Source organism: Paenibacillus sp. FSL F4-0087 (assembly GCF_038020215.1).
Lineage (GTDB): Bacteria > Bacillota > Bacilli > Paenibacillales > Paenibacillaceae > Paenibacillus > Paenibacillus taichungensis.
In genome coordinates this window covers 6,802,144-6,817,516 of record NZ_JBBODJ010000001.1, presented here as the reverse complement: position 1 = coordinate 6,817,516, position 15,373 = coordinate 6,802,144, and the positions used below count along the sequence as shown (strand labels likewise).

6 protein-coding genes are annotated in these 15,373 nt (G+C 46.0%); all 6 read left to right on the top strand.

Annotated features, from left to right (window positions below; translation table 11 throughout):
* Positions 1-139 precede the first annotated feature (139 nt).
* The 6 genes from MHB84_RS30660 to MHB84_RS30635 all read left to right on the top strand — a co-directional run bounded on the left by MHB84_RS30660 (position 140) and on the right by MHB84_RS30635 (position 15,267).
* The gene (locus MHB84_RS30660) at positions 140-7,696 is read left to right on the top strand and encodes a fibronectin type III domain-containing protein (protein WP_076291083.1); all 7,557 of its coding nucleotides are present in this window, start codon (positions 140-142) and stop codon (positions 7,694-7,696) included.
* A gap of 119 nt (positions 7,697-7,815) precedes the next feature.
* Complete coding sequence (gene treR, locus MHB84_RS30655) at positions 7,816-8,526, top strand: trehalose operon repressor (RefSeq protein ID WP_083679056.1); 711 nt, start codon at positions 7,816-7,818, stop codon at positions 8,524-8,526.
* A gap of 365 nt (positions 8,527-8,891) precedes the next feature.
* Positions 8,892-9,824, top strand: a complete 933-nt coding sequence (locus MHB84_RS30650) for a glycoside hydrolase family 5 protein (protein WP_411836003.1) — start codon at positions 8,892-8,894, stop codon at positions 9,822-9,824.
* Between the two features lie 249 nt (positions 9,825-10,073).
* Entirely contained in the window at positions 10,074-12,143 is a 2,070-nt protein-coding gene (locus MHB84_RS30645) for a bifunctional aldolase/short-chain dehydrogenase (protein WP_076291086.1), read from the top strand.
* 18 nt (positions 12,144-12,161) lie between these two features.
* Entirely contained in the window at positions 12,162-13,433 is a 1,272-nt protein-coding gene (gene rhaA / locus MHB84_RS30640) for an L-rhamnose isomerase (protein WP_076291087.1), read from the top strand.
* A 160-nt stretch (positions 13,434-13,593) separates the two neighbouring features.
* On the top strand, positions 13,594-15,267 hold the full coding sequence (locus MHB84_RS30635) for a ribonuclease J (protein ID WP_076291088.1): 1,674 nt from the start codon (positions 13,594-13,596) through the stop codon (positions 15,265-15,267).
* The last annotated feature ends 106 nt before the right edge of the window (positions 15,268-15,373 follow it).

Sequence of the window (15,373 nt, the reverse complement as noted above, 5' to 3'; positions counted from 1 at the left end):
CTTAAGTATTTACTTTCGTTATTTGAATCGTTATAATCAAGAAAAAATGACACTTGTTAGGGGAGGCACCCCAACAGAGGACTTTGTTCCTTTGTTGGGGTGCCTCCTTTTTTTGGTGTGTAGAAAAGGAGAGCAGACGTTGAAGAAATCTGAGAAACGTATTAAAAAACAGGCCGAGCAGCTTACCAAAGTGGTGCTGGCATTTGCCCTGTTGTCACCCCAAGCCTTGTTGGTCGAATGGGGTTCAACGGCCGTTATGGCTGAAGCTGTGGAAACCATCAGTATTGTATCCGATACTTCCAGCATGAAGGCTGTTCAATCCTCCAAGGTGAAAGTGGAGATGAATAGTGATGGCAAATATAGAATTGTGCTGCTTCCAAATACAAACGTATTCTACGGTGGCGATACCGGGAATGTATCCACCATTATTGATCATAATGGAACGCCCGTTAATTTTAAGTCACTACCCCTTAATTATTATCGAATCAATAATAATGTAATCGAAATGTCCAGGCAGAAAGACAACGTTGAGTATATTTTGCGCGTGTCTATCGTTAATGCCACATCTCAGGGCGGTTATATGAAGGTGGAGCTGGAGGCTGTTAATCGCAGCGGCTCTACGCTGAATCTGGGAGGTACGTTCTATTGGGATACGATGGTGAACGGCAACGATGCTTCTCCGTTTGAAGTGATTGAGAACGGCTGGCGCAATTACAGTGGAGGTGTTCAGGTAACCGCTTTTTATGCCAACACGTATAACGTTGTGGACGCAGATCGCATTTTCATGGGGCAGTACAATAGCCCAGACAATGCACAGCTGACAGGTGGTTCCTCTCCGTCTTCCTTTACGCCAGGGCAGACCGTTACCGCAACGGATACCGCTGCGCAGTTCTGGTGGAACGGCAAAGCAACCGCGAACCAGGCTTCACGCAAATTTTCGACGATTGTGGGGATTGGTCCCAAAAATGCACCGCCTTCATTTTCACTATCGGCTCCGTCTTCGGGTCAAACCTATTACAAAGGGGAACAGCTCCAAATTTCCGGTACAACCCGGGATACGGATGTGGGAGATCTTCTGACTGTCAAATGGTCGATCGACGGAGGCTCTGAAAACATTCTGACACAGATGACGGCTACAGGTTCCAATCAGTCATTTAATACGAATTACACATTGCCGGATACACTCTCAGATGGTGCACATACGTTGCAAGTGTGGGTTATGGATGACAAGGGAGGAGTCTCCTCAGCGGGCACTGTCAACTTTACGGTGAAAAGTTTCGTTGTTCCGGGAACACCGTCATTTACATCAGTCAACAATAATAATCTGACGGTCAACTGGGACAAAAAGGCGAATGATGCTTCCGTGACGTATGAACTGAAAAATGTAACGACGAATCAAACGTTTGATACGGGTACAACAAATAGTCGGCAAGTGACCGGCCTTACACCGAATACTCAATATTCTTTTGCTGTACGCGCCAAAAATACAGTCGGTTCGTATACGGGATATTCAAGTTCAACTAGTAAATTTACACTAGCAAATGCACCAAGCGATGCTGCTGTGAGCCAGTCAGGTAACTCCGTTACGGCTAGTTGGAACAATAATGGCAATCCTGCGGGAACGAATTACAAAACGGAAATACGTAACTCCGTCGGACAAGTGCTTGCATCGGGTACAACTTCATCAACTCGTACTGAACTTGCGTTAACTGGACTTGCTGACGGATTATATAACGTATATGTAGCAGCAGTGAATGGAGAAGGCATACAGACTGCATTTAACTCTGCAGGTCAGATCACAAAAGACACGACCGGTCCCACCGCTCCCTCTATAGCAGCGGATCCTTCTTCTTGGACCAAGGAAGATGTCCTGGTTACGATTACAGCAGGCTCGGATGCCTTAAGTGGTGTACAGAAGACGGAGTACAAGCTGGGGATTGGGGGAGAATGGAAGGAATACACTGCTCCCATTACGGTTAATTCTGAAGGAAATACACTCATTATTGCACGCAGCATAGATGCATTTGGCAATACAGGACAGGAGGCTTCGGTTACAGCGCAAGTGGACCGTACAGCTCCGACACCTCCCGTCATCTCGTTAAATCCGACGGAGTGGACCCATTCGGCAGTAACGGTAACATTAACGGCAGGTACGGATGAAGCAAGTGGAGTGGATCTTACGCAATATAGACTTGGAGGTGAAGGAACTTGGGTCGATTATCGAGAGCCATTTACCATCAATACGGAAGGAATAACCGAGATTCAGGCGCGAAGTGTGGATCGGGCCTCTAATGTCAGTGCATCAACTTCAGCCAATGCCTGGATCGACAAGACAGGGCCTGATGAGCCAAAGGTTACACTCAGTGATGATGAATGGACGAATCAGGATGTATCCTTTGAAATAACCAGCGGTGAAGATACAGGCAGTGGACTTGCCAAAAGCCAATATCGTCTAAACGAACAAGGCCCCTGGATCGATTACACTGGAGAAGTGAAGGTTACCAAAGAAGGACAAACCACAGTATATGCGCGCTCGCTTGACCAGGTAGGGAATGTAAGTACTGTTGCGAAAGCAATCATTCGATTGGATAAGACCGCTCCAACAGAACCGGTTATTACATTAAGTCAGTCCGGCTGGAGCAAGGAAGCTGTGCAATTTACGATTGCTGGCAGCATAGACGAACATGCCATTTCGTATGAATATAGTTTGAACGGCGCCCCATATATTGCAGGAAACTCAGGAGCAGTGAGTTCAAACGGTCCCAACGTAATTCGAGCCAGAGCGAGAGACGCTGTCGGAAATGTTAGCATGGAAATCAGTCGTACGGCTTATGTCGATCAGGTTGCTCCAACGATTACATTTACACCGAATGGACAGGACTGGAGTGACACTATTATATCTGCTACCGTTCAATATGAAGATCATGATTCAGGTATCAATGAGATTTCACGATTGTATAGTGTGACGAGCAGTACCGTATCGCCAGACAACTGGAATGAAGCCCGCTCGAATGAGTCTGTAATTTCAATTGAATCCGAAGGCATTTGGTATATCCATGCCAAAACAATGGATGTGGCAGGGAATACATATGAGACCGTATCAGCACCTTATCAGATCCAGCACAAGCCACAGCAGCCGGGAAATGCGAGCGTTACACAAATCAGTGAGACCTCAGCAGAACTTACATGGGATTTGCCGACAGGAGAATGGTATACCGACGGGTATCAGTATGAAATTATAAACCAAACGACGGGCCAGTCGTGGACACTAGATTATCCTAAACATAGGCTCACTGATCATTCCCTGAGTGGTGGGCAAGTCTATGATTACGAAGTGAGAGTTCGAAACCATACTGGTATAAGTGATGCAGTATCTGTCCGTGCACTGACAATCCCCGCGGCACCGGGATCATTACAAGTTCGAAAAGTCGATTCCCAGCCTGAACTGGCAGAAGTGCATTTCGATTCGGTTCAAGGTGCTACTGCGTACCGTATCACGGCAGCAACTTCGGATGGAAGTATTGTTTTTGACCAGATGATCTCCGATTCTTCCAATATTCCGTATATGACCAATCTGGTCCCGGGGAGCATTCATACGATTTCGGTCACAGCACTGAATGAGAGTGGTGCGGGAGAAAGCAGCAGGGTGGGATTCCTGACATTGCCTGCAGCACCTGGTGAATTTGCGGCAGTGCAGATTCGGGAGCATGAGATCTCTCTGGGATGGCAGACGGTAACTTCAGCTACGTATTACAGCCTTTCACGCAGTGGAGCTGGAGTCTACGAAGGATTGGAAACGGAGTATGTGGACGCAGGTCTGGATAGTGGAACAGAGTATAGCTATGAATTGCTGGCCGCAAACGAGACAGGAGAAGGTCCAGTAACAAGTTTGCAGAAGCTGCTGACATTGCCGGGGGCCATTGAAAGCTTGAGTATAGATAATGCTACAACAACGAGCATGCATCTCAGTTGGGATCCTGTAAGAGGCGCGGAGCGATACGAAGTCTTTGTGAATGGGGAGAAGCGGGAGACGCTGCTTGCTGGAACCCATGAATATCTGCTAACGGGATTGACTGCGGGAACGTTGGTTCAGGTGGACGTTCAGGCAGGCAATGGAAGTGGACAAGGTCAATCCAATCGAGTATCTGGAACGACGCTTCCCGAGAGTCCTTCAGGTCTTCACTTTGTTCAGCCGACTGAAACAGGAGCAACACTTAGATGGGATGCAGTCCCCGGAGCGACGAAGTACCGGATCGTTCTTGAGGGGCAGAGTTATGAGATTTCAGATACACAGATTGAAGTCCATCAGTTATCAGGCAGCCGCCACTATACGTATCAGGTGGAGGCCGGAAATGCTGCCGGTTACGGTGCACCCACAAGTGGTAAACTGCTTACTTTGCCAACCAGACCTGAAGGGCTCAAAGTAACACGTACGGATGAAACAAGTATCGGAGTAGAATGGGAATCTGTAAATACAGCCGAATCCTATATTGTTAGTATCAATGGGACGGAAGTGGGTCGGACTTCGGGACTTGCCTATAGGGCTGAAGAATTGTTGCCAGGCATGGAGTATTTAGTGGAAGTACAGGCCGTGAACACGTCTGGAATCGGTAAGTCTGCCAGCTTGATTCGATTATCCAAACCAGCATCGCCTTCAGAAATTGTAGTTGAACCAGGGGTACATAATGCCAACTTGTCATGGGCGGCTGTAGCCGGTGCATCAGAGTATGTAATTCAACAGGGGAACAAAGAAATTTATCGTGGAACAGAACTAACGAACCTTATTTCAGGACTTGAGGATGGAACGATGCATCATTACACACTTGTTGCAGTGAACAGACAAGGGACCCCATCCGAAGCGACGGGTATATCCATACTGACATTGCCTGAAAAACCAGTTGAGATTAAGGCATCGGAAGTGTCGGAAAACAGTCTTAGTCTGGATTTTACCAAAACAGGGGTAAAGGGTGCAGCCGAATACATCATTGAACGCAATGGGCGAGAGATTGCTCGCGTGGATGCGAGTGAAACCCGATTCGTAGATGAGAATTTGTCGCCAGGCACGAAATATACGTATACGATCCGGGCGGTTAATGCAAGTGGTTCGGGTGCTTCCCTTGTCTATGGAATAACAACTCAAACTCTGCCACTATCACCAGATGGGATTACAGTGATCAAGGGAACGCACACGTTTGATCTGGCGTGGGAAGCAGTACAGGGAGCAACCGCATATGAAATTAGCAATCAGACAACGGGGCAAGTTCAGACTGTGTCTGAACCATCGGTACATCTTGTCAGTTTATTGGATGGCACAACGTATGCGTTTGAACTTATTGTTATGAATGAGGATGGTCACCGTTCTTCTCCTGTTCAGGTTATTTTAATGACCAAACCCATATCCCCACAAACAGCAAGTATTGCTGCAGTAACCGATCAATCCGCAAAGCTGGATCTGAGTGGCAGCGCCACACGAGGCGCAGAACAGCTGATCATTTTGCGAGATGGTATTGAAATTGATCGTATTCCGGCTGACAGTACTTCTTATGAAGACAATGACCTGACGCCGGGGGAGAGATACACCTATACGGTTAAGACTTCGAATGCTTCCGGCGATAGCGATGCGGGATTTGATGTTCAATTACGCACGCTTCCTGCAACAATTACGGAAACTTTGCATCCAGATGTGATTGAAGAGACGAAGGCAGTGATTAAGTGGGAAAAGGTTCAAGGGGCAGAGGGTTACATTGTAATGATAGCGGAAGATGAATTCACAACCATTACAGAGAATGATTTGACTGAGGTTACCCTTAATGGTCTTACCAGCGCAGCTCGATATGATCAAGTACAGATCATTCCTTATAATACAGCGGGTAATGGAATTCCAATGTTCGTTGCTCCATTTTTCACGTTGCCTCATGTCGATTCTATTGAGATGAAGCTATATCCGGAGACGGATCATGCCAGACTGGAGTGGGATTTCTCTTATTTAAACGAAACGTTTGTGGTTCTAATGGATGGTATCGAGCTGTATAAAGGCAAACAAAAAGAATATATCGTAAAGGAACTGCAGGGTGGAACGAACTACTCCATCGAACTGTATACCGAGAACGAGCAAGGGGATACATCACATAAGTTTGAGTATACGTTGTTGACCAAACCGGAAGCTCCCAAGGAAGTGGAATATCGTTCGACACAGGATAGCATACAACTTCAATTCGAAAAGAGCCATGTCAAGGGGGCCGAACAATTCATCATTGAACGTGACGGTGCGGAGATCGGCCGAGTGTCTGTTGACGAGCCTTATTACGAAGACCATGGGCTTGAGCCAGGTGTGAGTTATGTGTTTACCATCAAAACCGTAAATGCTTCGGGTAAGAGCGAGGTTGGCTTCAATCTAACAGCAGTAACACTACCAGGCAAAATTCCTTCTTCACCTCAAGTCGAAGAACGTACTCAGCATGGTGCAGATATTGTATGGGATATGATTCCTGGGGCAGCAGGCTATCGCATCTATCAGAAAGACGAGTTGATTGCAACAACAATGGAAACGTCGATACATGTAACTGAATTGAAAAGTGCCCAGCACTATTCCGACTTTTCTATTGTGCCTTTTAATGAGGCGGGAGACGGAGAGACAGTTAATGTACCTGAGTTCGAGACATTGCCATCAGAAGAATTCACTATTTCAGCGATCTCTCAGAGCACAAGCAGCATTGCGTTGAGTTGGAAGTTGGAATCTTTAAATGAAACGATCGTACTTTCCAGTAGTGGACGGGAGATTTATCGCGGAAAGGAACGAAGCTACATCTGGACAGGACTAACGGGCGGGCAGCGTTATGATGTCATATTGTGGACTGAAAATTCAGCCGGGGAAAAAAGTGAAAGCCAGCAGGCCACGGCTGTGACTATGCCATATCCACCTCCAAGCGGAAGTGGAGCTGGTTCACCTGTAACATCCTCCAAACCGGAGGATGTTCAGTCCGGAGTATCTCAGCCTGAGCAAAGTGACAAAGTAGAAGAAAAAGCCAAGAAAGAGATCAAGTTCATTGATATTGGTCAAACATTCAATAAAGATCAGATTATATGGCTGGCAGAGCAAAACATCATTCAAGGTGTGAGTGAAACCCGCTTCGAACCCCGTCGTCCCATTACAAGAGCTGAATTCACAGCACTTATTGTGCGATTAATGGGTGTAGACACATCTGCCGAATATCAGAATGCTTTTCGGGATGTGAACGATCAGGATTGGTTTGCTCCTGAGATCGAAGCAGCCGTAAGTCGTGGTATGGTACATGGCATGGGGAATGGCAAATTTGCTCCTTATGCGCTGGTAACCCGGGAACAGGCATCAAAGATCATTGCGAATGTTATTCGCAAAATTAAGCCGGAACCCGCAACTTCACGTCGTGCCTTTACGGATCAGATGGATGTGTCCGATTGGGCCAAAGAAGAGGTTGAAGAGCTTGCTGGAATGTACATGCTTACCGGGTACGAAGACGGCAGTTTCCGTCCCATGCAGCATCTGAGCAGATCCGAGGCGGCAGCCCTGATCTTCCGACTGAACAAACTGATCCGTATTATTGAAGAAAACCAATCTATGGAGGAAGAGAATCCAACTATGGATGATAAAGAAACGAGTAGTGACATAGATGGTAAGAATAACGTGTCAAAATTTGACGTAAAAGACTTGGATTGAATCACATGAATTCATCATTTCATCATCGACAGTTGCGACATTATCCGTTATTCGACTTTTAATGTTATAATAGGTTGCTAATATGATAAAAAAAGGGTAATGGACTGTGGTGATGAATGATGAATAATAAATTTATCCGAATCTATGAAGATATTGCAGCTCGTATTCGGACTGGAGAAATTGAAGCAGGTACGTTGCTTCCCTCGGAACTTGATTTATCGGAAAGTTATCAAACGTCTAGAGAAACGATTCGCAAAGCGCTGAAAATGCTGTCTGAAGAAGGTTATATTCAGAAAATTCAAGGTAAGGGCTCCATTGTGCTGGATATACGTAAAATTGATTTTCCTATTTCAGGCCTCGTTAGCTTCAAGGAACTGGCTAAAAAAATGGGACATCGGGCCAAAACGTACGTTAAAGTTTTTGAAGAAAAAAAGGTTGATCAAGCCTTGTTCAAGAAAATCAATTTTGGTCTGAATGAAAAGGTCTGGGAGATCAGACGTGTACGGAAAGTGGATGGCGAACATGTCATTCTGGATAAGGACCATATAAGCCAGAAGCTTATCCCTGGTTTGAGCAAGGAAATATGTAATGACTCCATCTTTGAGTACATTGAGGAGGAGCTCGGGCTGACCATCTCTTTTGCCAAAAAGGAAATTTTGGTGGAGGAGCCTACCGCTGAGGATAGGGAATTGCTTGATCTCGAAGGGTTCCACAATGTAGTTGTGGTTAGGAGCCAGGTTTACCTGGAGGATGCCAGTCAATTCCAGTTCACAGAGGCAAGGCATCGCCCGGACAAGTTCAGATTTGTGGACTTTGCCCGGCGTAGATGATATCCATTGACCATGCATATGAAACAGAGAGTACCTATTCACTTCTTTCCCAGTGGTGAACAAGGTGCTCTCTTTGTTTTGAACAAAATAAATTCCTTATCATGGTAAAAATAACTTGACTAGTAAGCGTTTTCATTTTATTATATGTCCATAACCTTAACGATTAAGTAAATATAATTAAATTATGTATATTAAATAAAGTTATTTATTTATAATAATAACTTTACAAAATTATGATTTACTTTTGATTTTAATTAACTTATTGCCTTGAGCAGGGTTAATTGAAATAAACAAAAAAATGTAGGAGGTTCTAACGAATGGTCAAGTTGCAAAAGTGTACAGTCTTTACCGTAATTGCTGCACTTATGTTGGTGATTCTGGGGAGTGCTGCACCCAAAGCGTCTGCTGCTACAGGATTTTATGTAAACGGAGGCAAATTGTACGATTCCACTGGTAAGGCATTTGTTATGAGAGGTGTCAATCATGGACATTCATGGTTTAAGAACGACCTGAACACGGCGATTCCTGCGATTGCCAAAACAGGTGCCAACACCGTACGGATTGTGCTCTCCAATGGCGTGCAGTACACCAAAGACGATCTGAACTCTGTTAAGAACATCATTAATGTTGTAAGCGCAAACAAAATGATTGCGGTGCTTGAAGTACATGATGCAACAGGTAAGGATGACTATAATTCGTTGGATGCAGCAGTGAATTACTGGATTAGCATCAAGGAAGCACTCATTGGTAAAGAAGACAGAGTTATCGTAAATATCGCGAACGAATGGTATGGAACATGGAATGGTAGTGCCTGGGCTGACGGATACAAAAAAGCAATTCCGAAGCTGAGAAATGCCGGTATTAACAATACATTAATCGTGGATGCAGCGGGCTGGGGGCAGTACCCGCAATCCATCGTGGATTATGGACAAAGTGTATTTGCAGCCGATTCGCAGAAAAACACCGTATTCTCGATTCACATGTATGAATATGCCGGTAAAGATGCGGCAACCGTTAAATCCAACATGGAAAGCGTATTGAACAAAGGTCTGGCTCTGATCATCGGTGAGTTCGGTGGATACCACACGAATGGGGACGTCGATGAATATGCGATCATGAAATATGGTCAGGAAAAAGGGGTAGGCTGGCTCGCATGGTCCTGGTATGGCAACAGCTCTGATTTGAACTATTTGGACTTGGCTACGGGTCCTAACGGAAGTTTGACATCCTTTGGAAACACAGTGGTTAACGATACTTATGGAATTAAAAACACTTCAAAAAAAGCAGGGATCTACTAGGATCTATAGGGTCAGCATTTTTAAAAAAGATTCATCCAATCAACTAGCGATATTAAGCTTGTTCTGACCCAAAAATCTCTTCCAAACACTCTGACCAACACGTCAGGGTGTTTTTTATTGAAAGAAAAATCATTAAAACAGAAATCTTTTGAATTTTTCCGTTTACATTTAAAATCTTTTGTTTTCAAAACAAAACAAAGATGATAAACTCTGATTAGGAATAAAACAAACATTATCGGAGGGGAACAAATGGTACAGAGTTTATGGAATTCATCACAGGCTTCGGAGAAAACAACCGGACTGGAGCAACTGGTCTACCGATCCAATTTGATTGGGTCAGATCGTCGTGTATGTAACATTTTCGGAGGCAACACGTCTACCAAAACGACGGTGAAAGATTTTCGCGGCCGTGATATAGAAGTGATGTATGTAAAAGGCAGCGGATCTGACCTGGCTTCCATGCAGGGGAAACATTTTACAGGCCTTGGACTCGAAGATATTCGTCCATTAATCGAACGTGAATCCATGTCGGATGAAGAGATGGTCGAATACCTGGGTCATTGCATGATCGATTCCAAACACCCGCGTGCATCCATTGAGACGTTGCTGCATGCATTCCTTCCATATAAACATGTGGACCATACCCATCCGGATGCGATTATTAGTCTGTGTTGTGCAGATAACGGAAAAGAACTGGCGAAAGAGATTTACGGGGATCGATTTGTATGGGTTCCTTATGTGCGTCCAGGATTCACACTATCCAAGATGATTGCTGAAAGCGTATTCTCGAATCCAAATGCCGAACTGGTTCTGATGGAGAAGCACGGACTGGTGACTTGGGGAGAAACATCGGAAGAATGTTACGCGCAGACGATCAAAATTATTAATGAAGCGGAAGCTTTCATTGAAGCACGTGTTGACGAAGGAAGCCTGTTTGGCGGAGAGAAGCATCCTGCGCTTGAGGTAGAAGTTCGTCGGCAGATCGTATCCAAAGTAATGCCAACCATCCGGGGAGCGGTATCCGATAGCAAAAAAATGATTTTGTCCTTTGACGATCAGGAGGATGTGCTTGCCTTTGTTGGTGGAGTAGATGCGCCGAAGCTGTCACAGGTAGGTGCGGCGTGCCCGGATCATTTGGTGCATACCAAAGTAGTACCTCTATTCATCGATTGGACACCGGACGCGGAGGATATTGAAGGGCTGAAATCCAAGCTGGTGGAAGGCGTGGCCACTTACAAAGAACAATATCAACAATATTTTGAGAGCAACAAAAATGATGGTGACGTGATGTTCGAAGCCGCACCTCGCGTCATTCTTATCCCAGGTGTGGGCATGATCAACACAGGCAAAAGCTGGGCACTATCCCAGGTAAGCGGTGCATTGTATCATAGAGCCATTGCCGTGATGCGCGGTGCGACGAGTCTGGGCCAATTCGTATCCCTCAGCGCCAATGAATCCTACAACGTGGAGTACTGGCCACTTGAGCTTTACAAATTATCTCTGGCTCCGGCGGAGACTGAGTTTTCCCGCAAAGTGGCGTTTATTACTGGGGGTGCCGGTGGAATTGGAAGTGAAACTGCACGCAGATTAGTATCCGAAGGGGCACATGTCGTTCTCGCGGACCTTAACCTTGAAGGGGCTAAGAAGGTAGCTCAGGAAATTAACGATCAATATGGTGCTAATCGCGCATATGCATTGAAGATGGATGTAACGGATGAGGAAGCTGTGCAATCTGCGTATGCGGAAGTTGCCGTACAATATGGCGGCGTGGATATTATCGTGAACAATGCAGGCCTGGCTACCTCCAGTCCATTTGACGAAACATCGTTGAAGGAGTGGAACTTGAACATGAACGTGCTGGGTACGGGGTACTTCCTCGTGGCGCGTGAAGCCTTCAAGTTGATGAAACAGCAGGGGATTGGCGGTAGTATGGTATTTATCGGATCCAAAAACTCAGTCTATGCAGGAAAAAGCGCCTCAGCTTACAGCTCAGCCAAAGCACTCGAGGCTCATTTGGCCCGCTGCATTGCGGCTGAAGGTGGGGAATACGGCATTCGTGTAAATACGATTCTCCCCGATGCCATCCTGCAAGGTTCAGCGATCTGGAACGGCTCATGGAGAAATGAACGTGCAGCAGCCTATGGTATCGAACCGGACCAACTGGAAGAGTACTATCGTAAACGTACAACTTTGCTCGTCAATATTTATCCGAGAGATATTGCGGAAGGCATCGCCTTTTTTGCCTCTTCCAAATCGGAAAAAACAACGGGTTGCATGATGACGATTGATGGCGGTGTTCCAGCAGCATTTACACGATAATAAGGAGGGTTCTCGCACATGGAAAATCAGGTCAAGCAAGCATATGAAGCAGCCAAATCATTATATGCCCAGCATGGAATTGATACGGATGAAGTGCTGAAGAAACTCGCGGAGATCAAAGTGTCTGTACACTGTTGGCAAGGGGACGATGTGAAAGGTTTTCTGAATAAAGACGGTGAACTTACGGGCGGAATATCCGTTACAGGTCAATATCCGGGGGCTGCAACGACACCTGCAGAGCTTCGGGCAGATCTGGAGCAAGCCTTCTCGATGATACCCGGCAAACATAAGGTCAATTTGCATGCCATCTATGCGGATACGGACGAACAAGTGGAGCTGGATCGAATTGAGCCGAAGCATTATGAGAACTGGGTGAAATGGGCCAAAGAACAGGGGCTCGGTCTGGATTTTAATCCAACCTGCTTTTCACATGAAAAATCAAGTGAAGGCTTCACGCTAAGTCATTCCGATCCGGAGATTCGCAAGTTCTGGATTGATCATTGCAAAGCATCCCGCCGCATTGGCGCATACTTTGGTGAGCAGCTGGGTCAGACCTGTGTAACCAATGTGTGGGTACCAGACGGGTTCAAGGATAATCCGGTTGATCGGATGACACCGCGGAAGCGGTTGAAAGATTCACTTGATGAAGTGTTTGCCGAGAAGCTTGATCCGAAGTATCATCTGGATGCGGTCGAGAGTAAGCTGTTTGGCCTCGGTTCCGAAGCGTATGTCGTTGGTTCTCATGAATTCTATATGGGATATGGACTGCAAAATGATACGTTAATCTGCCTCGATGCCGGACATTTTCATCCAACGGAAGTCATATCCAACAAACTATCTTCACTGGCCCTGTTTACCAATGGCATTCTTCTGCATGTCAGCCGTCCAATGCGTTGGGACAGTGACCATGTTGTCATTATGGATGATGAGTTGCTGGAAATTGCCCGCGAATTGGTACGTCATGATCTGCTTCCAACGACACATATCGGACTCGATTTCTTTGATGGAAGCATCAACCGGGTTGCTGCGTGGGTAGTTGGCACACGCAACACGATTAAAGCACTGCTGCGTGCGATGTTGGAACCTGTGGATGCTCTGAAATCAGCCGAGCTGCAAGGGGATTACACCCTTCGCCTGGCTTTGACAGAAGAGTTTAAGTCCTATCCTTTCGGCGCGATCTGGGATTATTATTGCGCCCAGCAGAAGGTACCTGTACGTGAACAGTGGATCGCTGAGATCAAAACCTATGAGCAGGAAGTTTTGCTTCAACGAGATAAATCTTTCGTATAGGATGATGCTGGCCACAGTGGAGAAGTTCTCCGCTGTGGCTTTTTTGCATGGAAACAGCTCAGAAATGCATAACTGCGGTCAGAATTTCCATACTAAAAATACATAGAAAAATGCAAAGTATCAATGCTATTACTGCAACGCAGAGGAGGATGCATCCGATTTGAATCTCGCCCACAACAAATTGTACATTGCGGCACTTGGCGGTTTGAATGAAATAGGCAAGAACATGTATCTTATCCAATATAATCAGGACATCATTGTCATCGACTGTGGCTCCAAATTCCCGGATGAAACCCTGCCGGGCATTGATCTCATCATTCCGGATGTGACGTATCTGCTGGAAAATCAGGACAAGGTAAGGGCGCTTGTGGTTACTCATGGACATGAAGACCACATTGGCGGCATTCCTTATCTGTTAAAACAAATCAATATCCCGGTGTATGCATCCAGACTGACACGAGGATTAATTGAACTAAAACTGAAAGAACATGGGCTGCTGCGCAAAGCAGATCTGCATACGGTTGATTCCAAATCCAGCATTACGCTGGGTGGAATTCAGGTTTCATTTTTTGCGACGAGTCACAGCATACCGGATTGCTTGGGTATTTTTTTTCAGACACCTGGGGGAAATGTCGTCCATACCGGGGATTTCAAGTTTGATATGTCACCTGTAAATGGGCCGTATCCCGATCTGCATCGTATGGCCGAGATTGGCAAACAAGGTGTACATGTGCTGTTGTCCGAGAGCACCAATGCAGAGAGACCCGGGTTCACCCCTTCAGAGCGTGTTGTAGGTGACCATATATTGGACGCGTTTATTCGTGCCAAACAAAAAGTGTTTATTTCAACCTTTGCGTCCAACGTAAGCAGGGTTCAACAAATTGTAAATGCAGCATTCGAGACGGGGCGCAAGCTGGCTCTGCTGGGCAGAAGCATGATTAATGTAGTGTCCGTAGCCAGTGAACTGGGATATCTGGATGTACCTGAGGGGCTGCTCATTGAGGCCATTGATTCGGACCAGTTTTCACCTGATGAGGTCGTTGTGCTCTGTACGGGAAGTCAGGGTGAAACGATGGCTGCTTTATCCCGTTTGGCCGCCTCCAAACATCCTCATGTGAAAATCGCACCTGGAGATACCGTTATTATTGCAGCTGGGGCGATCCCGGGGAACGAACGCAATCTTGCGCATGTCATAGATAATCTGTATGTGCTCGGAGCACGTGTCATTTACGGTTCAAGTGGCGCAGCAGGTATGCATGTATCAGGACACGGCAGCCAGGAAGAACTCAAACTGATGCTGACCCTGATGAAGCCTGATTACCTGATTCCAGTTCACGGTGAGTTCCGCATGCTGTATCAGCATAGACAATTGGCGGAGTCCGTAGGGATCGAACGGGATCACGTATTCATCGTGAACAATGGGGATATGATTCAGTACAAAGACGGGGTGGCTTCTTCTGGTCCCAAAATTGCTTCAGGCAACAGTCTGGTCGACGGTCTGATCATGGGCGATGTCGGGAATATCGTGCTGCGTGATCGACGGCAGCTGTCATCTGATGGAATGCTGGTGATTGTCACTACGTTGAGCAAAACAGAGAAACATATGGTGACAGCACCTGAGATTATTTCCAGAGGTTTTGTGTTTGTGAAGGATGCCGAAGAATTCATGAAAGAGATTCATGAGCTGGTTCAGAACAAGATGGATGAGTTAACCGGAAGCGGAGCGAATCAGTGGAATGTGATCAAAAGAAAGCTGAAAGACGAGATCGGTCATTACATCTACGCTCAGACGAAGCGAAGACCGATGATCCTGCCCATTATTATTGAGGTTTGAGTAAGTGGAGCAGAGTCGATGTATAGCGATTAAGATGAGAATTAAAATTAAGATTATGATGTTCAAAAGCCTGAGAAATGTAGGGTCATACCGTTTTTCGTATGAA

Excerpts from the sequence above, each read along its gene's own strand:
- treR (WP_083679056.1), top strand. The coding sequence starts at position 7,816 with ATGAATAATAAATTTATCCGAATCTATGAAGATATTGCAGCTCGTATT.
- rhaA (WP_076291087.1), top strand. The coding sequence starts at position 12,162 with ATGGAAAATCAGGTCAAGCAAGCATATGAAGCAGCCAAATCATTATAT.
- MHB84_RS30645 (WP_076291086.1), top strand. The coding sequence starts at position 10,074 with ATGGTACAGAGTTTATGGAATTCATCACAGGCTTCGGAGAAAACAACC.
- MHB84_RS30650 (WP_411836003.1), top strand. The coding sequence starts at position 8,892 with ATGTTGGTGATTCTGGGGAGTGCTGCACCCAAAGCGTCTGCTGCTACA.